Origin of the sequence: Streptomyces sp. 8N616 (genome assembly GCF_052246385.1) — a bacterium.
Lineage (GTDB): Bacteria > Actinomycetota > Actinomycetes > Streptomycetales > Streptomycetaceae > Streptomyces.
In genome coordinates this window covers 89,356-109,225 of record NZ_JBQQBY010000026.1, presented here as the reverse complement: position 1 = coordinate 109,225, position 19,870 = coordinate 89,356, and the positions used below count along the sequence as shown (strand labels likewise).

The window sequence follows — 19,870 nt, the reverse complement described above, 5'->3', positions numbered from 1 at the left end:
CGCCGCGCGGCTAGAGCTGCGCCTGCAGGTGGTCCCAGAAGCCGTCCCGCAGTACCCGCCGCAGGTCGGCATGGCCGCGCAGCGAGTGCTGGAGCAGCCCCTCGGCCTCGATCAGCAGCTCCTGATCGGTCGAGCCGGGCAGATACGGGTGGCCGGGCAGCAGCTCGGCGAGCGTCTCCCGGCCGCGCTCCACCAGCCACTGCGCGGCGATCCGCGCCCCGACGAAGCGCACGTCGTCGCGGCCCGGCGGGGGACACGCCGCCCCGCCCGCCAAGGCCTCGCCGTACGTCTCGTACAGCAGTGGCCGCCGCGTCACGTACGGCTTGCAGAAGTCGAGGTCGAACGTCCGCTGGCTGTCGACCTCCCAGAGCAGCGGATCGGCCTGGTTGCGGCCGGTGAGCGCCTCGATGCCCCACAGGTGCACCCGCGCGCCGTAGCCCTGGGCCGCCTCGACCGCCGAGACCAGGTCCTCGTCGCCCCCGATGAGCACGGCGTCGCTGATCGCGCGATGCCGCGCGAGCGTCTCCAGGTCCGTACGGATCAGGGAGTCGACGCCCTTCTGCTGGTTGTTGGCGTTGAGGTTGCCGAGCCTGACCTTCACGTCCGGGAGCTCGGCGATGCGCTGCTGCTCGGTGGTGTGGAGGCGGCGCCGGGCGCCGTCGTACCAGTAGACGCGCAGCAGCCTGCTGTCCGGGAAGATCGTCCGGGTCTTGTCGATGAACGCCTCGATGAGTCCTTCGGCGTCGAGGTCGAAGGCCCGCCGGTCCTCGGTTCCCGCGACCAGCCGGCCCACGGCCGCGTACACATAGCCCGCGTCCGCGAAGACCGCGTGGATCGAGGGCGTGGTCGCGACCTTGGCCAGCACGCGCTGGAGCAGCTCGTTCGTCTGCTCGATGCCGGCCGCGACCGCGGCGAGGTCGACCACGGCACGGTCGGCCACGGCGCGGTCGGCGGGCGGCCCCGGGGGCTGTGCTTCGTTCATACCGGCCTCATTGTCCGGGTGGCCCTCCAGAGGGCACAACCTGGTCGCCCTACCCGCGGGTAGTTAGGTGTCCAAAAATTTTCGTTAGCGTAGGGAATGTTTTCAGGGTCCACCTCGGTTGACTCATATGGAACCTGCGTCACTGAACGTCGCAATCCACTCTTAACGGTCGGGCAACGGCCGTGACCCAGCGCGGGACCAGTGTGGAACCCGCACCAGCAGTTCTCCTTGCAGGAGGATCAGACGAAGGGAGAAGCCATGCGCTTCGAGATCATGCGCCTCGACGACATCGACGGCACCGCCGTGGACAGCACTGTCGTGGACGCCGCCTCCGTCAACCGGATCGTGCACCAGGCGGCCGCAACCGGCCAGCGCATCTACATCCGCCCGGCCCAAACCGCGGCCCGGTAACGCTTCAGGGCTCGAACCCGACGCTCAGCGCGCGAAGACGACAGCGCCCCCGTACACCGATGTATGGGGGCGCTCGTGGTTTTCGTCACAGGTTCGCCGACCGGACGTTCAGGCGCCGTTGATCACCTGCGTGACGCCGTTGATGATCTGCTGCACCGCGAGGGCCGAGAGCATCATTCCGGCCAGCCTGGTCACCAGCACCACCCCGCCGTCCTTGATCACGCGAATGATCAGCAGCGAGTAGCGCATGGTCAGCCACAGCACGACGTGCATCGCGGCGATGGCCAGCCAGACCGACAGCTGTCCGCCGAAGCCCTTCGCGTGCTGCACGGCCAGGATCACCGACACGATCGCGCCGGGACCGGCCAGCAGCGGCATGCCCAGCGGCACCAGCGCGGCGTTGACATCCTTGGTCTGCGTCGGCTCCTCCGACTTGCCCGTCAGCAGGTCGAGCGCGATGAGGAGCAGCAGGAGACCGCCCGCGATCATCAGCGCGGGCACCGAGACATGCAGATAGTCGAGGATCTGCTGTCCGCAGATGCCGAAGACGGCGATGACGCCGAAGGCGACGGCCGCGGCCTGCCAGGCCATCTTGCGCTGGACCTTGGCGGGGCGGCCGGAGGTCAGGGCGAGGAAGATCGGCGTGATCCCCGGCGGATCCATGATGACGAAGAGGGTGACGAAGAGAGATCCGAATACGGCGAAGTCGAACACGGTGATGAGGCCTTGCGTGACAGGGGCGTACGCGTACGCGGCGCGAGCACACCTCGGGCGGAAGGGGGACGGGGGCGGACTTCCGGCTCAGCTGCCGCCCGTGCCGGGCACGGGGAACGCGCCGGTCGCGCGGCGCACGATCTCGCCGTAGATCTCGGGGTCGGTGGTGTTTTCACCGAGGCGGCAGGCCTTGCGCCCGCCGTGGTAGTCGCTGGAGCCCGTGGTCAGCAGGCCCAGGTCGGCGGCGATGGCGCGCAGCCGCGCCCGCGCCGCCGTGTCGTGGTCCATGTGGTCGACCTCGATGCCGTCGAGGCCCGCGGACGCCAGCTCGGCGATGGCGCTCTCGGGGACGGTCTCGCCGCGCTTGGCGGCCAGCGGGTGCGCGAAGACGGTGACCCCGCCCGCCGCCTTGACCAGGCGGATCGCGTCGAACGGGTCGAGCTCGTGCTTCTCGACGTACGCCCGGCCGCCGTTGGCCAGCCAGTCCGGGGTGAAGGCGTCCGAGACGCTGTCGACGACGCCGAGCTCGACGAGCGCGGTGGCCACATGCGGCCGCCCCACTGCGCCGTCCCCCGCGATCTCGGCCACCCGCTCCCAGGTGACCGGCACGCCGAGCTCGCGCAGCTTGGCGACCATGCCTTGCGCGCGGGGCACCCGGTCATCGCGTACGAGCTCCCGCTCGCGGGCCAGCTCCGGCTCGTCCGGGTCGAAGAGATACGCCAGCATGTGCAGGCTGATCCCCTCGAGGCGGCAGGACAGCTCGGCGCCGGTGACGAGCGTCAGTCCGGCGGGCAGCGCAGCGGTCGCCTCCGCGTGGCCGCCGACGGTGTCGTGGTCGGTGAGCGCGACGACGTCGAGCCCGGCCGCGGCCGCGTGCCGTACGAGCTCGGCGGGGGTGTCCGTACCGTCCGAGGCAGTGGAGTGGGTGTGCAGATCGATGCGCACGGCACGGCTCCAAGCTGCGGTCGTCGGACGAGGGGGACGCTCCAGGATAACCGCGCCGAATCCCTCTCCCGTCACGAGAGCCCGGGGCAGGAAGGCCAGGAGGGGGCAGGGCCGCCCAGGACGCCTCAGGACGCCTCGGCCGCACGCCTCAGGAGAGGATGCGCGGGGTCAGGGCACCGCAGGGGACCATCTCCACCTCGGCCCCGGCGTCCCGCAGATCGGTGAGCACCAGCTCGTCGTACAGCAGCAGCCCGGACTGCTCGGGCCAGAGGATCGCCCAGAGCCACAGCCCGCGCGCCTCGCCCGCGAAGACCGCGCGGTTCGCGGGCACGCCCTCGACGTGCCAGAGCGGGGTGGGCCGGCCTGCGGCGAGGACCTTCACGTGGGGCGACTGGTCCACGGACATGTACGGGCCGGGGTCGGGGCCGGGGATGCCCGCGTAGCGCGCGCCGAGCCCGACGCCCAACTCCTCGGCGACCAGCAGGAGTTCACCCATGCCCCCCACCGGGCCCGGGCCCGAGCACGCGACGGCGGTCGCGCGGCCGCCGCTGCGGTCGTCGCCCGCGCAGGCCACGCCGGTGAACAGCCAGCCGATCGGCAGCGGCCATGGCATCCACACCGGCACCTTGGCCCGGTTCACGACGACGCCGAGCGCTTCGACGCTCGGCGGAATGACCGGCTGCAGAGGGTGCACCGTGCCGTGCACATCACACTGCCACGAGTCGGAGAAGAGGCCGGGCGCCCTGACCCGGCCACCGCACTTCGGGCAACTGGGTTCGCCCCTCATAGGCCCCAACGGTCCTACCGCTCCGTCGTCGCGTCAAGGACGATCACCCGTCCGGAGGCCGCGTTCCGGGAAGGCCCCGCATCCGGGCCCCCGCGCCCGGTACGGACTCAGTCCAGCGGTACGCCGCCGCGCAGCGGATCCCGCAGGTCAGTGCCGTACGTCAGCCAGCGCTTCTCCAGCGCGCCCGCGCCGTGCACCCGCTTCCAGGCCGCTTCGTTCGGGGTCATGGGCAGCAGCGGCAGGAAGCGGACCGGGTCCATCGGCGCGGGCAGCTCCAGGTCCGCGACCAGACCGCCGGACTCGGCCACGAGAACCGAGGTGAAGGGCGCCCCGGGCCAGAGCGGCTCAACGAGGTCGAGCGAGGCTCCCGGCGCCACCACGACCCCCTCGACCTGCGGTGACGCGGCGAAGACTGCGAGAGTCCTGAGCACCTTGTCGGTGTCGGCGCGGCCGGCCCGCGCGGAGAGCAGCAACTCGGCGCGGGGCCCGCGGACCGGGTCGGCGAGGGCGGCCGCCGGGTCGGTCATGGGCTGGGCCGACATGCCGAGTGTGGCGTAGCGCACCACATCGCCGTCGCCCGAGTCGTCGAGGAAACGGAGGACCTCGATGCGGTCGGTGCCGAGGAAGGTGACGGCGGCCCGCGCGTCCGGCTCGCCGAGCGCCGTCAGCAGCCGGGCCTCGACCTGCTCAAGAACGTCTGACATGGCGTGAGCATAGAACGCGTATCCAAGAGGCAAAGCAGCGACTTGACGCTGCGGTCGGCTGATAGTCTTGGCCGCTGGTTCAGGGCAGGGTGCATCACCACTCTTTTCTCGCCCTGCCGACCAGTCAGTCTCGCGGCGCGCGCCGTGCCGCGATCGGTGCTTCCCCCACGGGGGACCGGCCGGAGGAGGTGGGGCTGCGGTGGATCCCAGTCGACCGTGCAGTATCAGCAGCTCTTCCGCGGCCTGCCCTGTTTTGGCGCCTGGAGCCTGACGTACCCCGCCGTCCCGCGGCGAAACCACTGAGTTTTCGCCGGGATTCCAGGCGATGCGCGGACGCCGGAAGAGCGACCTTCGTCTCATCCTGACCCGTCTTGAGCGTCAAGCCGTCACCGCGGTACGCATGGCAGTGCCGCCCGCTTTGCCGACGTACAGTGCCGTACGTCCGCATTCCGGGCGGCGGTGCACGCCTGCCGCCGACGGCCGGCCCGTGAAGGAGCCTGCCCATGTCGATGATCCGCGAACTGCGCGCCGCCGTCCGCCCTGCCCTGCGGAAGGGCCACACCGGCTACGGACCCGGTGCCGCCGACCCGTCCGGTGCCCTGACCTCCGTCGTGGACTGCGCGGTGTACCGGGACGGCCGCCGCGTCAAGGACCACCTCACCCCGACCGAGGCCATGGAGCGCGTCCGCTCCGACGGCGGCTTCGCCTGGATCGGGCTGCACGAGCCCTCGGAGCAGGAATTCGCGGGTATCGCCCAGGAGTTCGGGCTGCACCCGCTGGCGGTCGAGGACGCCGTCCACGCCCACCAGCGGCCCAAGCTGGAGCGCTACGACGACACGCTCTTCACCGTCTTCAAGACCATCCACTACGTGGACCACGCCGAGCTGACCGCCACCAGCGAGGTGGTGGAGACCGGCGAGGTGATGTGCTTCACCGGCCGGAACTTCATCATCACGGTCCGGCACGGCGGCCAGGGCTCGCTGCGCGCGCTGCGGCACCGGCTGGAGGACGACCCCGAGCTCCTGGCCAAGGGGCCCTCCGCGGTCCTGCACGCCATCGCCGACCAGGTCGTGGACGGCTACATCGCCGTCGCCGACGCCGTACAGGACGACATCGACGAGGTCGAGATCGACGTCTTCAGCTCGGCTCCGGGCGGCGGCACCGCGCGAGGCGGCGACGCGGGCCGCATCTACCAGCTCAAGCGCGAGGTCCTGGAGTTCAAGCGGGCCGTCTCACCGCTGCTGCGTCCGATGCAGCTGCTGAGCGAGCGGCCGATGCGGCTGGTCGACCCGGACATCCAGAAGTACTTCCGGGACGTCGCCGACCACCTGGCGCGGGTCAACGAGCAGGTGGTGTCCTTCGACGATCTGCTCAACTCGATCCTGCAGGCCAACCTGGCGCAGGCGACCGTCGCGCAGAACGAGGACATGCGCAAGATCACGGCGTGGGCGGCGATCATCGCCGTACCGACCATGATCTGCGGGGTCTACGGCATGAACTTCGACCACATGCCGGAGCTGCACTGGAAGTACGGGTATCCGCTGGTCATGGGCGCCATCGTGGCGATCTGCTTCTCGATCCACCGCGGATTCAAGCGCAACGGCTGGCTCTAGGCCGCAACGGCCGGCTCCAGGGCCGAACAGGCCCCTAGACCTCCACGGGCGGGGCCGACACCGCGGTTCTGCGCCGGTCTCCCGTGATCACCAGGGCGAGGCCGGCGAGGATCACGGCCAGCGCGGGGTACGCGGCGAGCGGCGGGGTCTGGCCGAGCCAGAGCGCCGCGATGAGGGCGGCGCCGGGGGTCTCGAGGAGGATGGCCGTCGAGGTGATGGACGGGCCGAGGCCGCCAACGACCCGGTTGATCAGCGTGTGGCCGAGCAGCTGGGCGGCGACGGTCAGCAGGCCGAGCTTCAGCCAGGTCTCGCCGCTGTACCCGGCGAGCGCGGAGCCGGACACCAGGCAGGTGACCAGGAGCAGCACGGACGTCGTCGCGTAGCAGACGTACGTGTACGCGGTCGTGCTCACGCTCCGCCGCACCTCGGACCCGATCAGCACATAGCCGGCCGCCGCGATGCCGCCGCCCAGGGCGAGCGCGTCGCCGGCGAGCGCACGCGGCGACAGCGACAGGTCGACGCCGGTGAGCAGCAGGACTCCGAGGAACGCGACGGCCGTACCCGCCCAGACCAGCGCGGGCGGCCGGTGGCCGCGCATCCGCAGCACGAGCGTGGTCCAGATCGGCGTCGTGGTCACCAGCGCGGTGGACGACGCCACCGAGGTCAGATGCAGGCTGGGCAGCCAGAGCGCGAAGTGCAGCGCCAGGAGCCCCCCGGCCGCGGCGGACAGCAGCAGCGCTCTGCGGCCCATTCCGCGCAGCTCGGCCCGGTGCCGTACGAGCGCGAACGGCGACAGCGCCCCGACCGCCATCGCGTTCCGCCAGAACGCGATGGCCAGGGCCGGGGCCGCGGTGGCGGCGATGAGCGGCGCGGAGAGCGAGATCCCGGAGATCGCGACCGCGAGCAACAGCAGATCGAGCCGCGCCTGAGGCGACCTCACGCTCACGGCATCCCGCGCAGATCCGCCTCCGGCGGGCGCGTGAGCGCGCTGCCGGGCTGGTGTGGTTCGCGGCACGGAATCCTCGCAGGACGGCGGTGAGGGCGGGCGGACGGGCGGTGGCGGACCTCACCAGCGTAAGGCGCATGACAAGCCCATGGAACTGACCATCCAGCCGCTGGACGGCCTGCGGAGCACGGTGCGGCCGCCCGCAGGGCCTGGAGCTGCGAGGCCCAGGCGCATGCCCGCTCGCAACCGCCGAACGACGCGCTCCGGCGCGGCTGCAACAGGCCGCGCCGTATTCGGCGAATCCGCCCTCCGGCGGCGAGGTTCTGGCCTTCCAGCGCGCTCCCACACAACCCGGTACGGTCCGTGCCTGCCCTGCCATGGGGCCGGGTGGCGGCCCGGCGGTGTCCGCCAGGGCAGCCCTCTGAGATCCGATCCGGCCGACCCCTGCGGAGCATGGCGGGGCCGCGCGGGGTGAGCGGGTGCCCAAGGCTCGGGCACCTACAGCAACGGGCGGGCGAACACACCCCGGCCCGGAGGGGGGAGGCCCTCCGGCGCGGAGCGGCCCGGCCGGCGAGGCCTAAGCTGAGGGCCATGACGCAGACGACCCTCATGGACCGCGCCCTCATCGAGGAGGCCACCAAGAAGTCCGGCCTCATCTGGGTCCGCGGCGACGGTGCTGCCGTACCCGCCCGCGCCCTGTGGCACGTATGGCACGAGGGGGCCGTCTGCCTCGTGGGCGACGGACCTGGCGAGCAGCCGTTCGACGGCCTGGCCCTGGACGACAGCGCGTCCGCGTCCGTGACCGTGCGCAGCAAGGACAAGGGCGGCCGCCTCGTCACCTGGCACGCGCGCGTGGCGGAGCTCGCGCCCGGCAGCGAGCCGTGGGAGGCGGCGGTAGCGGAGCTCAAGGCGAAGCGGCTGAACACCCCGGACGCGGAGCACGTCGCCGAGCGCTGGGCGCGCGAGTGCCGCGTCCTGCGGCTGGAGCCCGCCGGTTCCACGGCCGAGCTCCCGGACGGCTCGCTGGCGGCCGCACCCGTGGCGACCCCGGCCACCACCCGCCGCCCGATCCCGGCCGCCCTGCCCAAGCTGCTCCGCAGGGGCAGGAAGAAGCGCGCCTAGTACCCGCGCGGGGAGCCAGAGCCGCCCGAGCCCGGGCCGCCCGAGTCCGGGCCGCCCCAGCCCGCGCCGCAAGCGGGTCTCAGCTGCCCGCCGTGATCTGCCTGCCGTAGTCGATGATGTGGTCCTTGCTGGGCGCCTTCAGGGTGAAGTCCTTGTTCCAGTCGGCGAGTTCGAGGACTCCCGCGTCCCCCGCCCGCTCCAGCCGCAGCGGATACGGCGTCCCCTCCAGGGACACGTCCACCGCCCCGCCGGACCCGTCCCCGCCGGTGATCCGGATCGTACGGACCCCGCCGACCGTCCCGCGCTCGCCCGTGCCGAGGCCGCCGCGCAGGTCGAGCAGCCCGTCCAGCAGCAGGTCCATGTCCGTGAAGCCGCTGAGCTGCTTGTACGCGGGGTCGCCGGTCGGCACCTTGACGTACTTGTCATCGAGCTTGCTGGCCGCCTCCGCGTCAGACTTGGACTGCTTGCCGCCCCCCTGGCTGGCCCAGAAGTCCGCGTCGGCCTTCAGATAGAGGTCGTCGCCGACCCGCAGCATCTCGAAGGTCTTGCCCTTGGTGGAGAGCTGGCCGATTCCGCCGCCCTCCTTGCCCTGCTTGAGCCGCATATCGAGCGTGTACGTGCGCCCCCGGGTGACGACGCTGCCCGAGAGCCGCACCGCGCCCGCCCCCTCGACGGCTTTGAGGGCCCTGCTCTCGATCTTCCGTGGAGAGAGCTTCCCCAGGCCGTTCGTACCGGCGTCCGGGTCCTCCTCGGCTCCACACCCCACGAGCCCCACGGCGAGCGCCGTGCACACCGCTCCGACGAGCGCGGCGTTCCGTGTGCGGGGGTATGCAGCCACGTTTGTTCTGCCTCCAGGTTGAGGTGGCCTCGACAGCAGACGCAGCGTACCGGGGGGTTCCGGTAAGGCGGAGGGCAGCCGTCCGGTCCCACGCGCGCGGGAGTGACCGGCTTCGCGGGCACCTCGACGACGCGTGCCTGCTCCGGACGCACGCGCGCGTGAGCGTGACGCTCGCCATATGGGCCCGCCGATCGCTCACGGCTCTTTCCGGAGGCCGCCTCGGTCGCCGTACCATCAGGGCATGGCTACCGACACGCACGACTCCGTCCCCGCCGAAGAGGCGGTGCGCGCCGCGCTCGCGACGGTGAACGACCCGGAGATCCACCGCCCCATCACCGACCTCGGGATGGTCAAATCGGTGGAGATCGCGGCCGATGGAGCGGTGGCGGTCGGTGTCTATCTCACGGTCTCCGGCTGCCCCCTCCGCGACACGATCACCCGCGAGGTCACCGCCGCGGTGTCCGAGGTCGCGGGCGTGACGCGGGTCAGCGTCGAGCTGGACGTGATGAGCGACGAGCAGCGCCGGGAGCTGGCGGCGTCGCTGCGCGGCGGGCAGACCGAGCGCGAGGTGCCGTTCGCGAAGCCCGGCTCGCTGACCCGGGTGTACGCGGTGGCCTCCGGCAAGGGTGGCGTCGGCAAGTCCTCGGTGACGGTCAACCTCGCGGCGGCCCTGGCGCGGGACGGGCTCAAGGTCGGCGTCGTCGACGCGGACATCTATGGCCACTCGGTGCCCCGCATGCTCGGCGTGGAGGGCCGTCCCACCCAGGTCGAGAACATGATCATGCCGCCGTCCGCGAACGGCGTGAGCGTCATCTCCATCGGCATGTTCACCCCGGGCAACGCCCCGGTGGTGTGGCGCGGGCCGATGCTGCACCGCGCGCTCCAGCAGTTCCTGGCCGACGTGTGGTGGGGTGACCTGGACGTGCTGCTGCTCGATCTGCCGCCGGGAACGGGCGACATCGCGATCTCGGTGGCCCAGCTGGTGCCGAACGCCGAGATCCTCGTGGTGACGACGCCTCAGCAGGCTGCGGCCGAGGTCGCCGAGCGCGCGGGCTCCATCGCCGTACAGACGCACCAGAAGATCGTCGGCGTGATCGAGAACATGTCGGGGATGCCGTGCCCGCACTGCGACGAGATCGTGGACGTGTTCGGCACGGGCGGCGGGCAGCGAGTGGCCGAGGGGCTCACCAGGACCACGGGCGCCGAGGTGCCGGTGCTGGGCGCCATCCCGATCGACGTACGGCTGCGGGAGGGCGGCGACGAGGGCAAGCCGGTCGTCATCACCGACCCGGACTCGCCTGCGGGCAGCGCGCTGCTGGCCATCGCGGGCAAGCTCGGCAGGCGCGAGCGCGGCCTGGCCGGGATGTCGCTGGGGATCACCCCGCGCAACAAGTTCTGAGGGGCCGACGGCAGTTCTCACGCGGAAGTTCTTCGGCGGAAGTTCTGAGGTGTCGGCGGCGGTTGCTCGTACGTCGTGAGGGGCCCGGGTCCTGGCAGGACCCGGGCCCCTCATGTCAGGCCGCCGTCAGGGCTCAGTTGCCGTACTCGGAGATGTCCTTGACCACCGAGAACCCCAGACCGTAAGCGCTCATCCCCCGCCCGTACGCCCCGATGTGAACCCCGGTGCAGGCACCGGCTCCACTGGAGCGGCTGTCGCCGCGCCCCTCGATCGCCGAACCGGCGAGCACCCAGCCGTACTCGGACTCGCGGTAGTGGAACGGCGTCGGCACGCCGTCCACCGGCAGGGTCAGCGTCGTCCACGACGGGCCGTCCAGGTCGTCGGCCAGCTCCCAGGCGATCGCCGTCTGCTGTTCCAGCCAGTCGTCGCGGAGCACCCGCTCCATCTGGGCGGGCCAGGTGCACGACAGCAGTCCGGAACCGGCGAGCCAGGCCGCCGAGGAGACCGAGGTGGCCTCCAGGACGCCCGTGCCGTCCGCGCTGCGCCGCACCGGGCGGCTCGCGACCGTCACGACCACGGCGAAGCGCTGCTGGTCGTGCTCGCTCTCGACCCGGACGGTCGGCTCATCGCCATGGCCCGTCGAGCCGTGCTCGACCGTGCCGTCCGCCGCCGCACCCACCTGCATCAGCCAGCGCGGCCCCGTGAAGGCCTCGTCCAGCCCGTACCAGGGAAAATCGGCGAGCAGATAGCCCTCGAGACCGCGGCGAACGCCCGCCACCTCCTCCTGGGGCGCTCTTCCGGCCTCCACATCGTCGGACGTGCTGGGCGCTCCGAGCGCCCCCTGCGCTCCTACCCGACCCGTCGTGTCCATCTGCGTGGCGCCTCCTTGTTGCCCCTCTGTCTTAGGGCCACCCGCCCCTCGGGCGATCTCACCCCGGACACAGGGAGGATAGCCACACCGGTCGGTCCAGTCGGACATACGGGGGGATCAGGTGGCGTCGGAGTCGAAGGGCGGACGCTCGCCCTGGTCGAGTTGATCGCGCTTGCGCAGCAGATCGGAGCCGCTGGATGGCGAGCCGGACGACGAGCCGCCTGACGCGCCACCCGACGCGTGCGAAGAAGCGCTCTCGCGGCCGTGCACGGCGTCGGCGACCTCCGACACGTCCTTGCGGAAGTCGAAGCCGTTGCGGATCTCCTTGAGCCCGAGTTCGTCGTTGTCCATGAGCTGCTTGCGGACGAGCGTCTTGGGGTTGAGATCCTCGAACTCGAAGTCCTTGAACTCGGGACCGAGCTCGCTGCGGATGTCCGCCTTGGCGTTCTCGGAGAAGTCGCGCACCTTGCGGATGAAGCGCGAGACGTCCTGGATGAGCTTGGGGAGCTTGTCGGGACCGAAGATGAGTACCGCAAGGATCACGAGCGCGACCAGCTCGAGTGCGCCTATGTCATTGAACACCTTGCAGCTCCTTGAGATGTCCACGGCCCGCAAGTCGATGAGGGTCCGGGCCCGCTCCACGGTACCGGGCCGCCCGGGTGGGCCGGTACCACGGTGGGGGGTACGAGGCCCGATGCACCGCATCGGGCGGTGGGGCGGGCCGGAGGGTGGACCGGTGGGTGCGCCGCTGCGCGGGGTGGCGCATGGGGTGGTGCGCCGGCCTGTGGGTGGGCCGGTGCGCGGGGTGGTGCGCGGGGTGGTGCATCAGCCGCCGCTCGCCGAGCCGAGGGTCAGCTTGAGCGTGCGCTCCTTGCCGTCCCGCTCCAGCGTCAGCTCCAGGCGGTCGCCGGGGCGGTGGCTGCGGATCTTCACGATCAGCTCCTCCCCGCTGTGGACGCGCGCGCCGTCCACCTCGGTGATGACGTCGCCGGCCTCGATCCCGGCCTTGTCGCCGGGGCCACCGGGCTTGACCGGGGCGCCGCTGCCGACGCCGCTGCGCCCGGTGCGGACGCGGGCGCCGTCGCCGGTGTACTCGAGGTCGAGCGTGACGCCGATCACGGGGTGCGTCGCCCTGCCCGTGTTGATCAGCTCCTCGGCGACCCGCTTGCCCTGGTTGACCGGGATCGCGAAGCCGAGGCCGATGCTGCCGCCCTGGGCGCTGTCCAGTCCCCCGCTGCCGCTGTCGGCCGCCTTGATGGCGCTGTTGATGCCGATGACACGACCCTCCGAGTCGACCAGCGGGCCGCCGGAGTTGCCGGGGTTGATCGGGGCGTCGGTCTGCAGCGCGTCCACGTAGCTGATGTCACTGCCGTCGGCCTGCTCGCCGCCCGCGGTGATGGGCCGCTCCTTGGCGCTGATGATGCCGGACGTGACGGTACCCGCCAGGTCGTACGGCGACCCGATCGCGACGACCGGGTCGCCGACGCGTACGGAGTCGGAGTTGCCGAGGGTCAGCGGCCTGAGCCCGGACACGCCGCTGACCTTGACGACGGCCAGGTCGTAGCCGGTGTCGCGGCCCACGATCTCGGCACGGGCCACCTCGCCGCCGCTGAACGTCACCGATATGTCGCCGCTCGAGGCGGCGGGCTCCACGACGTGGCTGTTGGTGAGGATGTGGCCCCGCTTGTCGAGCACGAAGCCGGTGCCGGTCGCCTGGCCGTCCGAACCCTCGACATGGAGGGTGACGACGCCGGGCAGCGCGGCTGCGGCGATTCCGGCCACGCTCTCCGGGTCGCGGGCGCGGTCGCCGGGCTCGGCGGAGGCCTGCGGCAGCTCGACCTCGGTGATGCCGCCGTTGCGCTCGACGTACGCGCCGATCCCGCCGCCGATGCCGCCGGAGACGAGCGCGAGCAGCAGCGCCCCGAGGAGCATGCTCCCCCGCCGAGGCCGCCGTCGCGGCGGCGGCTCGAGCACCCCGGGCGGAGTGGCAGCCCCGGCGGCTCCGATGGGTCCGGCGGCCCCGGTGGGCGACGCGGACCACGGATCGTACTGCCGCCACTGCCCACTCGTCGCGGACGCGGGAAGTGGCGTGCCATGGGCGGGGGTTGGGGTGGGGGCCGGCATCTGGCTGTGCGCGGGCAGCCGGGTGCCATGCGCGGGCGTGGGGTGGTGCGGCGGCGGGCCGCCCACGGGCGCGGGCGGCATGTGCGTGCCATGCGCGGGCGTGGCCGCCTGCCCCGGGGCGGACTGCGCCACGGCCGGAGGCACCGGCGTCCCGTGCGCGGGCGTGGCCACGGGCCGCTGGACAGGCGGCGCCGGCGCCCACGGCCCGGGCTCCCCGTACGGCGGCGTCCCGTACGGATCCGGCGCATGCCGCGGCTGCGGCACATCACCCCCGGCCCCGGCCCCCGCCCTGGCCCCACCGCCCGGCTGCTCCCCGGCGGCACCGGCATCTGGGCCGGTCGTCGGCTGCTCTGCGGCAGCGGAACCGCCGCCGCTCGCCGAACCTCCTCCTGCCGGGGAGACGGTTGCCGGAGCAAAAGTCGCTTGTCCAGCCTGAGCTGACGCCTTGCCCGACGCCTCCGGGCCAGGGGCCTCAAGACCCGCCGTGGCGACGCTCTCCCCGGAGCGCGGCGCAGCGGCGCCATCCGACTGTGCGCCGGGGGAGCCGGACGCGCTCGGCGGCCGCTCGGCCGCCGAAGCGGCATCGCTGCCCGGCGCGCCGACTCCGGGCAACGGAGCACGCGATGAGCGGGCGGGCAAACGACCGGCCCGCGCGGAAGCCGAGTTCATGGACGCACTGCCCTGCGCACCGGCGCCGGGGGCGCTCGGCGGCTCGTCGGCTGTCGTCGTGGGAGACGCCGGAGGGTCGACCGCGGGCGGGGTGTCCGGGGCGGGCACGTCCGCGGGCAGCGGGAGGTCGGCGGCGGGCACTTCTTCCGCGGGCCGCTCGGCGTCGGTGGCGGCGGGCAATTCTGCAGGCGGTGGTGCGCCGTTGGGCGGTGGGGCGCTCTGGGCGCGCCGGGGTCGACTCCACCACTTCGGCTTCGGCCCGGCGGCCTTCCCCTCGTCCATGTTCTCCCCACCGTTCGCCCGCGGCCAACGCGGGCTGTGTCGCCAACTGGTCCGCACCGGCGGCCCAGTGGCGATTCAATCAGGTCCGCCCGCGCGGGCGCAGCGACCCCGCCGCGGCCCCGCCGGGACTCGGGCGCTCAGTGCTCCGGGGACGCGGACGGCAGGGCGAGCTGGGTCGGCGCCGGGGCCGGGTCGATGGCGGCCGGCACTCCGCCGAAGAAGGCGTTCTGCGGACCGGCGGACGCCTGCCGGAGCAGCGGGGGGGCCGCCGCGGTCGGCAGCATCCGCGGGACGTAGTGGTGCGGCAGCGCGTACGGCGGGTGGGCGGTCGGCTTGGGGGCCGACGCGTCGCCCGCGCCCGCCGATGCGCTCAGAAGAAAGGGGCGGATGTCCGAACCGGACGCCGCCAGCAGTGCGTCACCGCCACTCACGGATGCGGCGCCGCCCGCCTGGGCCGTACGAGCCGGTGTCGCCGCCGCGCCCGGACCCTCGCCCCGCGCGGCGGCGGACTCGATCGCCGCCTCCAGCGGGAGCGCGCCGCCGAGCGCGATCGCGGCCAGCGACACCGCGCCGGCCGCGGCGAACGCGAACCGCCGCCCGCGAGAGCCCGACCGCTCGACGTCGTGTATGCGGAACCCGCTCTCCCTCGAGCGCCCGTGGTTCCCCGACGGGACGTACGCGAAGCCGCCCTGCTGTACGCGGAAGACACCGCCGGAACCGAACGGGTTCCCCGCGCCACCCGGGCCACCCGGGCCATCCGGGCCACCCGGACCGTCGTCATCCGCGCCCGGCAGGCCCTGCAGCCGGGCCAGCAGGCCTTCCGAGGGCGGTGGCGGGGCGGTCTCCGCGAAAACGCTCTTCAGCCGCCGCTGCGCGTCGGCCTCCGCCTTGCATTTCCCGCAGGTCGCCAGGTGTGCCAGCACCCGCTCGCGGGCGTCGTGCTCGAGCTCTCCGTCGACCAGCGCGGCGAGTCGGTCGCCCAGGTGCTGCTCGACATGGCTCGAGCCGCCTGATCCGGTCACGCCGTCCCGCCCTCCTCTGCGAGCCCTGGGAAGGCGGCGGCCAGGGAGCGCTGCTGCTCGGCACGGGCCGCGGGCGACCGGTGCTGAAGCGCCTTGCGCAGGTGGGAGCGGCCGCGGTGGATCCGGCTGCGCACCGTGCCGAGCTTGACGCCCAGCGTCGCGGCGATCTCCTCGTAGGACAGACCCTCGATGTCGCAGAGCACGACCGCGGCACGGAACTCCGGCGCGAGCGTGTCCAGCGCCTGCTGCACATCGGCGTCGAAGTGGCTGTCGTGGAAGTGCTGCTGCGGGGACGGTTCGCGGCTGGCCAGGCGCTCCGCGGCGTCGTCACCGAGCGCGTCGAACCGGATCCGCTGGCGGCGCCGGACCATGTCCAGGAAGAGATTCGTGGTGATCCGGTGCAGCCAGCCCTCGAAGGTGCCGGGCGTGTACGTGGACAGGGAGCGGAAGACGCGGACGAAAACCTCCTGGGTGAGGTCCTCCGCATCGTGCTGGTTACCGGTGAGGCGGTAGGCGAGGCGGTAGACCCGTCCGCTGTGTGTGCTGACGATCTCCTCCCAGGTGGGAGGGGTCCACGCCTGCGCATCCGCCTCGTCACCGAAAGACGCGGCAGAGGAGAAAGTCGCGGTCGTCGGTACGGAGTCGGTGGTGGCGCCGGAACGGTCAGCAGTGTTGGTCACGGATTTCGGCTCGTCGGCCGACCTGCGAAAGCGCCTCAGCACTCCTCGGTCACCCGCCGCAGCCGCACCTCCCCTGTCGGCTCTGGTGGTGTCCAGTAGAGCCCCTACCATATCCGCCTCGCCCGTTAGCTCCGCATAAGGATCTTTGACCCTCTTTTTTGCCACTGCTCCCCCGCCCCTCTTCATTTCCCCGCCTCTTGTAACGCCCGGTCCCATCTGCGGGTTCCCGATCCAGCGGATACAGTCACGGTTGCGTCAACTACGGGGACAGGAGAGGACCATTACCGGCAACCGGCAGACGAGCTGGGCGTTCGCCGATGCGTTCGTCGCCGAGGACGAGGCGCTGCGCTGGGCCCGCGACCGGGCCAGGGAGACAGGCCTGCGCTCGGTGTCGGCCGGCACCGGCGCCGCGTTGCGCCTGCTCGCGGCCACTGCGGGCGCCAAGGCCGTGGCCGAGATCGGCACCGGTACCGGGGTGTCCGGAATCCATCTTCTGTACGGCATGCGGCCCGACGGCGTCCTGACCACCGTGGACACCGAGCCCGAGCGGCAGCAGTTCGCGCGCCAGGCCTTCCGGGCCGCGGGCTTCGCCGGGAACCGCGCACGCTTCATCCCCGGCCGCGCCCTCGACGTCCTGCCCCGCCTCGCGGACGGCGGCTACGACCTGGTGTTCTGCGACGGCGACCGGATGGAGTGCCTGGACTACCTCGCCGAATCGTTGCGCCTGCTACGGCCCGGAGGGCTCGTGGTCTTCGAGGGCGTCTTCGCGGACGGCAGGACCGTGGACTCCGCGGCCCAGCCCGCCGAGATCCAGCGGCTGCGCGAGTTGCTGCGGGCGGTACGGGAGAGCAACGCGCTGCTGCCGTCGCTGCTGCCCGTCGGCGACGGCCTGCTCTGCGCGGTCAAGCGCGGCTGAGCGTGCCCGGTGTACCCGGCGGGTGCGCCACGCGGCTCGCGCGGTCTCCCGACCCTCGCACGGTCTCCGGACCTCGCGCCGTCTCCCGACCCTCGCGCGGTCCCCGGACCTCGCACGGTCTCCCGACACGTCGCTGCCCCGGCGGATGCTGCGCGAGGTGCGTGTGCGCGGCATCCGCCGGGGCAGCGGAAGTGGTGTGGGCCCTGTGCCTAGCCGACGACCTTCTTCAGGGCGTCGCCGAGCGCGTCGGCCTCGTCCGGTGTCAGCTCGACGACGAGTCGACCGCCGCCTTCGAGCGGAACGCGCATGACGATGCCCCGCCCCTCCTTGGTCACCTCGAGCGGGCCGTCGCCCGTCCGCGGCTTCATGGCCGCCATGCTCGTTCCCCTTCCTGAAACCAGCTCATCGCAGCCGACAACCCAGGTGTCACCGGCATCGAACACATTGCTTCCAGGCCATTATCCCGCATGGCGGGACCCGATGACCAACATCGGTCTGCATCCCTTCTGCAACGCGCTCTCGCAAAACCACCCAATTCGGCGATCCAGCTGCGATACTGCGCGGCCCGCTGCGTCCACGCGACGGCCCTTCGTTTGACGCAGGTCACATGTCCGCCGCCGGTGATCTCCGCCATGCTGTCCCGTGACTGCCCGATCACCGAGCTCAGCGCACCGAGCCGCCACGCATCGCTACGAAGTACACGAACGCCACGAACGCTACGAAGGGGACGACGCAATGGCCGACACCGTGCTCCACGAGGTGACCGACGGACTCGCGACGATCACGCTGAATCGCCCCGACGCGATGAACGCGCTGAACATCGAGACCAAGGTCGCCCTCCGGGACAGCCTGCGGGAGGCCGCTGACGACCCCGCCGTACGAGCCGTCCTGCTCATCGGCAGCGGGCGCGCGTTCTGCGTGGGCCAGGACCTCAAGGAGCACATCGGCCTGCTCGCGGCCGCCCACGAGACGGGCTCGGGCAGCACGATGACGACGGTGCGCGACCACTACAACCCCATCGTCACGGCGATCGCGGAGATGCCGAAGCCGGTGGTGGCGGGCGTCAACGGGGTGGCCGCGGGCGCCGGGGCGGGCTTCGCCTTCGCCGCGGACTACCGGGTCGTCGCGGACACCGCCGCCTTCAACACCTCCTTCGCCGGGGTCGCCCTGACCGCCGACTCGGGCGTCTCCTGGACCCTGCCGCGGCTGATCGGCGCCGGCCGGGCGGCGGACCTGCTGCTCTTCCCGCGCAATGTGAGCGCGCAGGAGGCGCTGGAGCTGGGCATCGCCAACAAGGTCGTCCCGGCGGCCGACCTTGCCGCCGAGGCCACGGCGATCGCGCGCCGCCTCGCCGGGGGGCCGACCGCCGCGTACGCCGCGCTCAAGGCCTCCCTCGCCCACGGAGCCGATCACTCGCTGCGCGAGACCCTGGCCAAGGAAGACGAACTCCAGGTGCGGGCCGGTGCGTCCGAAGACCACCGGATCGCGGTGGAGGCCTTCGTGAAGAAGCAGAAGCCGGTCTTCCTGGGACGCTAGGGCCCGGCCACAACCACAGGCTCCGCCCAAGCTCCTTCGGGGATCTGGTCCGGAGCCCCGGTGGGGGGCCGGCTCAGGGGTGGGTCCGGCGGGAGACGCAGTCCGCCAAGTGATCGTCGACCAGGCCGCAGGCCTGCATCAGCGCGTATGCCGTGGTCGGGCCGACGAAGCGGAAACCGCGCTTCTTGAGGTCCTTGGACAGGGCCGTGGACTCCGGCGTGATCGCGGGGACGTCGGCGAGCGTGCGGGGCGCGGGACGGCCCGCGGGGTCGGGGGCGTACGACCAGATCAGCGCGTCGAGTTCGCCCTCGGCCAGTTCCGCCGCCACGCGCGCGTTGGAGACGGACGCCTCGATCTTCGCCCGGTTCCGGATGATCGAGGTGTCCGCGAGCAGCCGCTCGACGTCGGTCTCGGTGAAGGCGGCGACGGCCGGGATCGAGAAGCCCTTGAAGGCCGTACGGAAGCCCTCGCGACGGCGCAGGATGGTCAACCAGGACAGCCCGGACTGGAACGCCTCCAGGCACAGCCGCTCGAAGAGCGCGTCGTCGCCGTGCAGCGGACGGCCCCACTCGGTGTCGTGGTACGTCACGTACTCCTCGGCCGAGAGGCCCCACGGGCAGCGCAGGCGGCCGTCGTGTCCCGGCACGGCGCCGGTCTCGGCGCTCACGGGCGGGTCCCTTCGGGGCCGGGCCGCTCGTCCCGCGCCCCGCCCGCGCCGTACGGACCCTGCCCGCCGTACTCGTCGCCGTACTCGCCGTACTCACCGCGCCCGGCGCCGTACTCACCGGCGCCGTACTCACCGCGCCCGGCGCCGTACTCACCGGCGCCGTACTCACCGCGCCCGGCGTCGTACCCACCACGCGGCCCGCCGTATTCGCGGCGGCCGTCCTCCCCGTACTCCCCCTGCCCACCACGATCCTTGAGCAGCGAGGAACCGCCCATGGCGGAAGCCTGGGCGCCCGCGAGGGCCGCCTCCAGCTCGGCGATACGGGCGTCGCGCTCCGCGAGCTCCGCGCCGAGCCTGCCAAGCACGTCGTCGACGTCCGCCATGCGGTAGCCGCGCACGGTCATCGGCAGCCGCAGCGCCTCCACATCGGCGCGGGCGACGGGCCGGTCGGCGGGCAGCGGGTCGTCGAGCCGGTCCGGCTGCGCGTCCGGCAGGGCCACGCCGTCGTCTCCGCCGACCACGATGAGCGTGACCGCGGCGACCACCGCGACCAGCGCGATGAGCAGGAACCAGAACACGACGATCTCCCCGGGGCCGTACCAATCCGTAGCGAACCTGTAGGGACGATCGTGCCACGCCCGG

The 19,870-nt window shown here is 72.4% G+C and carries 20 protein-coding genes and 1 pseudogene; 6 read left to right on the top strand and 15 right to left on the bottom strand.

Features of this window, described 5'->3' with window-relative positions; all coding sequences use genetic code 11:
• Positions 1–10: 10 nt before the first annotated feature.
• On the bottom strand, positions 11–982 hold the full coding sequence (locus tag ACTWQC_RS23615) for an NYN domain-containing protein (RefSeq protein ID WP_443317791.1): 972 nt from the start codon (positions 980–982) through the stop codon (positions 11–13).
• Positions 983–1,240: 258 nt separating this feature from the next.
• Between ACTWQC_RS23615 and ACTWQC_RS23610 the strand changes: the two genes are divergently transcribed.
• Positions 1,241–1,393: a hypothetical protein gene (locus tag ACTWQC_RS23610; protein ID WP_443317790.1), complete on the top strand. Its 153-nt coding sequence runs from the start codon at positions 1,241–1,243 to the stop codon at positions 1,391–1,393.
• A 108-nt stretch (positions 1,394–1,501) separates the two neighbouring features.
• On the opposite strand, the gene ACTWQC_RS23605 is transcribed toward ACTWQC_RS23610, so the two are convergent.
• From ACTWQC_RS23605 to ACTWQC_RS23590, 4 genes are all read right to left on the bottom strand, one after another.
• Positions 1,502–2,107, bottom strand: coding sequence for a MarC family protein (locus ACTWQC_RS23605; RefSeq protein WP_443317789.1), 606 nt, complete (start codon positions 2,105–2,107; stop codon positions 1,502–1,504).
• An 87-nt stretch (positions 2,108–2,194) separates the two neighbouring features.
• Positions 2,195–3,052 (bottom strand): PHP domain-containing protein, encoded by an 858-nt coding sequence (locus ACTWQC_RS23600; protein WP_443317788.1) that lies wholly within the window; start codon positions 3,050–3,052, stop codon positions 2,195–2,197.
• A 148-nt stretch (positions 3,053–3,200) separates the two neighbouring features.
• Positions 3,201–3,839, bottom strand: coding sequence for a DUF6758 family protein (locus ACTWQC_RS23595; RefSeq protein ID WP_443317787.1), 639 nt, complete (start codon positions 3,837–3,839; stop codon positions 3,201–3,203).
• A gap of 107 nt (positions 3,840–3,946) precedes the next feature.
• Complete coding sequence (locus ACTWQC_RS23590; protein ID WP_443317786.1) at positions 3,947–4,543, bottom strand: suppressor of fused domain protein; 597 nt, start codon at positions 4,541–4,543, stop codon at positions 3,947–3,949.
• A gap of 503 nt (positions 4,544–5,046) precedes the next feature.
• On the opposite strand from ACTWQC_RS23590, the gene ACTWQC_RS23585 reads away from it, so the two are divergent.
• The gene (locus ACTWQC_RS23585) at positions 5,047–6,156 is read left to right on the top strand and encodes a magnesium and cobalt transport protein CorA (protein WP_443317785.1); all 1,110 of its coding nucleotides are present in this window, start codon (positions 5,047–5,049) and stop codon (positions 6,154–6,156) included.
• A 34-nt stretch (positions 6,157–6,190) separates the two neighbouring features.
• Here the strand turns inward: ACTWQC_RS23585 and ACTWQC_RS23580 are convergent, their stop codons facing one another.
• Positions 6,191–7,096 (bottom strand): DMT family transporter, encoded by a 906-nt coding sequence (locus ACTWQC_RS23580; RefSeq protein WP_443317784.1) that lies wholly within the window; start codon positions 7,094–7,096, stop codon positions 6,191–6,193.
• A 597-nt stretch (positions 7,097–7,693) separates the two neighbouring features.
• Between ACTWQC_RS23580 and ACTWQC_RS23575 the strand changes: the two genes are divergently transcribed.
• Positions 7,694–8,224 (top strand): hypothetical protein, encoded by a 531-nt coding sequence (locus tag ACTWQC_RS23575; protein WP_443317783.1) that lies wholly within the window; start codon positions 7,694–7,696, stop codon positions 8,222–8,224.
• A 79-nt stretch (positions 8,225–8,303) separates the two neighbouring features.
• Here the strand turns inward: ACTWQC_RS23575 and ACTWQC_RS23570 are convergent, their stop codons facing one another.
• Complete coding sequence (locus ACTWQC_RS23570) at positions 8,304–9,062, bottom strand: hypothetical protein (protein WP_443317782.1); 759 nt, start codon at positions 9,060–9,062, stop codon at positions 8,304–8,306.
• A 241-nt stretch (positions 9,063–9,303) separates the two neighbouring features.
• Here ACTWQC_RS23570 and ACTWQC_RS23565 point away from each other — a divergent pair, with 241 nt between their 5' ends.
• Positions 9,304–10,461 carry an Mrp/NBP35 family ATP-binding protein gene (locus ACTWQC_RS23565; RefSeq protein WP_443317781.1) on the top strand — a complete coding sequence of 386 codons (1,158 nt, stop codon included), beginning with the start codon at positions 9,304–9,306 and terminating at the stop codon, positions 10,459–10,461.
• A gap of 133 nt (positions 10,462–10,594) precedes the next feature.
• On the opposite strand, the gene ACTWQC_RS23560 is transcribed toward ACTWQC_RS23565, so the two are convergent.
• The 5 genes from ACTWQC_RS23560 to sigE all read right to left on the bottom strand — a co-directional run bounded on the left by ACTWQC_RS23560 (position 10,595) and on the right by sigE (position 16,220).
• The gene (locus ACTWQC_RS23560) at positions 10,595–11,332 is read right to left on the bottom strand and encodes a hypothetical protein (RefSeq protein ID WP_443317780.1); all 738 of its coding nucleotides are present in this window, start codon (positions 11,330–11,332) and stop codon (positions 10,595–10,597) included.
• 117 nt (positions 11,333–11,449) lie between these two features.
• Positions 11,450–11,914, bottom strand: a complete 465-nt coding sequence (locus tag ACTWQC_RS23555; RefSeq protein WP_443317779.1) for a sec-independent translocase — start codon at positions 11,912–11,914, stop codon at positions 11,450–11,452.
• Positions 11,915–12,157: 243 nt separating this feature from the next.
• Positions 12,158–14,125 carry a trypsin-like peptidase domain-containing protein gene (locus ACTWQC_RS23550; protein WP_443317802.1) on the bottom strand — a complete coding sequence of 656 codons (1,968 nt, stop codon included), beginning with the start codon at positions 14,123–14,125 and terminating at the stop codon, positions 12,158–12,160.
• 419 nt (positions 14,126–14,544) lie between these two features.
• Positions 14,545–15,429: an anti-sigma factor family protein gene (locus tag ACTWQC_RS23545; RefSeq protein ID WP_443317778.1), complete on the bottom strand. Its 885-nt coding sequence runs from the start codon at positions 15,427–15,429 to the stop codon at positions 14,545–14,547.
• On the bottom strand, positions 15,426–16,220 hold the full coding sequence (sigE, locus tag ACTWQC_RS23540) for an RNA polymerase sigma factor SigE (protein ID WP_443317777.1): 795 nt from the start codon (positions 16,218–16,220) through the stop codon (positions 15,426–15,428). The genes ACTWQC_RS23545 and sigE overlap by 4 nt, the downstream gene beginning before the upstream one ends.
• 139 nt (positions 16,221–16,359) lie before the next feature.
• On the opposite strand from sigE, the gene ACTWQC_RS23535 reads away from it, so the two are divergent.
• Positions 16,360–17,025, top strand: a complete 666-nt coding sequence (locus ACTWQC_RS23535; RefSeq protein ID WP_443317776.1) for an O-methyltransferase — start codon at positions 16,360–16,362, stop codon at positions 17,023–17,025.
• 209 nt (positions 17,026–17,234) lie between these two features.
• On the opposite strand, the gene ACTWQC_RS23530 is transcribed toward ACTWQC_RS23535, so the two are convergent.
• A complete protein-coding gene (locus ACTWQC_RS23530) occupies positions 17,235–17,402 on the bottom strand; it encodes a DUF3117 domain-containing protein (RefSeq protein WP_003966491.1) in 168 nt (55 codons plus the stop codon).
• 358 nt (positions 17,403–17,760) lie between these two features.
• Here ACTWQC_RS23530 and ACTWQC_RS23525 point away from each other — a divergent pair, with 358 nt between their 5' ends.
• Positions 17,761–18,561, top strand: a complete 801-nt coding sequence (locus ACTWQC_RS23525) for an enoyl-CoA hydratase-related protein (RefSeq protein WP_443317775.1) — start codon at positions 17,761–17,763, stop codon at positions 18,559–18,561.
• A 73-nt stretch (positions 18,562–18,634) separates the two neighbouring features.
• On the opposite strand, the gene ACTWQC_RS23520 is transcribed toward ACTWQC_RS23525, so the two are convergent.
• Positions 18,635–19,228: a DNA-3-methyladenine glycosylase I gene (locus ACTWQC_RS23520; protein ID WP_443317774.1), complete on the bottom strand. Its 594-nt coding sequence runs from the start codon at positions 19,226–19,228 to the stop codon at positions 18,635–18,637.
• A gap of 212 nt (positions 19,229–19,440) precedes the next feature.
• Positions 19,441–19,806: pseudogene (locus ACTWQC_RS23515) on the bottom strand (DivIVA domain-containing protein); the annotation flags it as partial.
• Positions 19,807–19,870: the final 64 nt, after the last annotated feature.

Excerpts from the sequence above, each read along its gene's own strand:
- ACTWQC_RS23560 (WP_443317780.1), bottom strand. The coding sequence starts at position 11,332 with ATGGACACGACGGGTCGGGTAGGAGCGCAGGGGGCGCTCGGAGCGCCC.
- ACTWQC_RS23615 (WP_443317791.1), bottom strand. The coding sequence starts at position 982 with ATGAACGAAGCACAGCCCCCGGGGCCGCCCGCCGACCGCGCCGTGGCC.
- ACTWQC_RS23530 (WP_003966491.1), bottom strand. The coding sequence starts at position 17,402 with ATGGCGGCCATGAAGCCGCGGACGGGCGACGGCCCGCTCGAGGTGACC.
- ACTWQC_RS23610 (WP_443317790.1), top strand. The coding sequence starts at position 1,241 with ATGCGCTTCGAGATCATGCGCCTCGACGACATCGACGGCACCGCCGTG.
- ACTWQC_RS23585 (WP_443317785.1), top strand. The coding sequence starts at position 5,047 with ATGTCGATGATCCGCGAACTGCGCGCCGCCGTCCGCCCTGCCCTGCGG.
- ACTWQC_RS23575 (WP_443317783.1), top strand. The coding sequence starts at position 7,694 with ATGACGCAGACGACCCTCATGGACCGCGCCCTCATCGAGGAGGCCACC.
- ACTWQC_RS23525 (WP_443317775.1), top strand. The coding sequence starts at position 17,761 with ATGGCCGACACCGTGCTCCACGAGGTGACCGACGGACTCGCGACGATC.
- ACTWQC_RS23595 (WP_443317787.1), bottom strand. The coding sequence starts at position 3,839 with ATGAGGGGCGAACCCAGTTGCCCGAAGTGCGGTGGCCGGGTCAGGGCG.
- ACTWQC_RS23550 (WP_443317802.1), bottom strand. The coding sequence starts at position 14,125 with ATGAACTCGGCTTCCGCGCGGGCCGGTCGTTTGCCCGCCCGCTCATCG.
- ACTWQC_RS23565 (WP_443317781.1), top strand. The coding sequence starts at position 9,304 with ATGGCTACCGACACGCACGACTCCGTCCCCGCCGAAGAGGCGGTGCGC.
- ACTWQC_RS23590 (WP_443317786.1), bottom strand. The coding sequence starts at position 4,543 with ATGTCAGACGTTCTTGAGCAGGTCGAGGCCCGGCTGCTGACGGCGCTC.
- sigE (WP_443317777.1), bottom strand. The coding sequence starts at position 16,220 with ATGGTAGGGGCTCTACTGGACACCACCAGAGCCGACAGGGGAGGTGCG.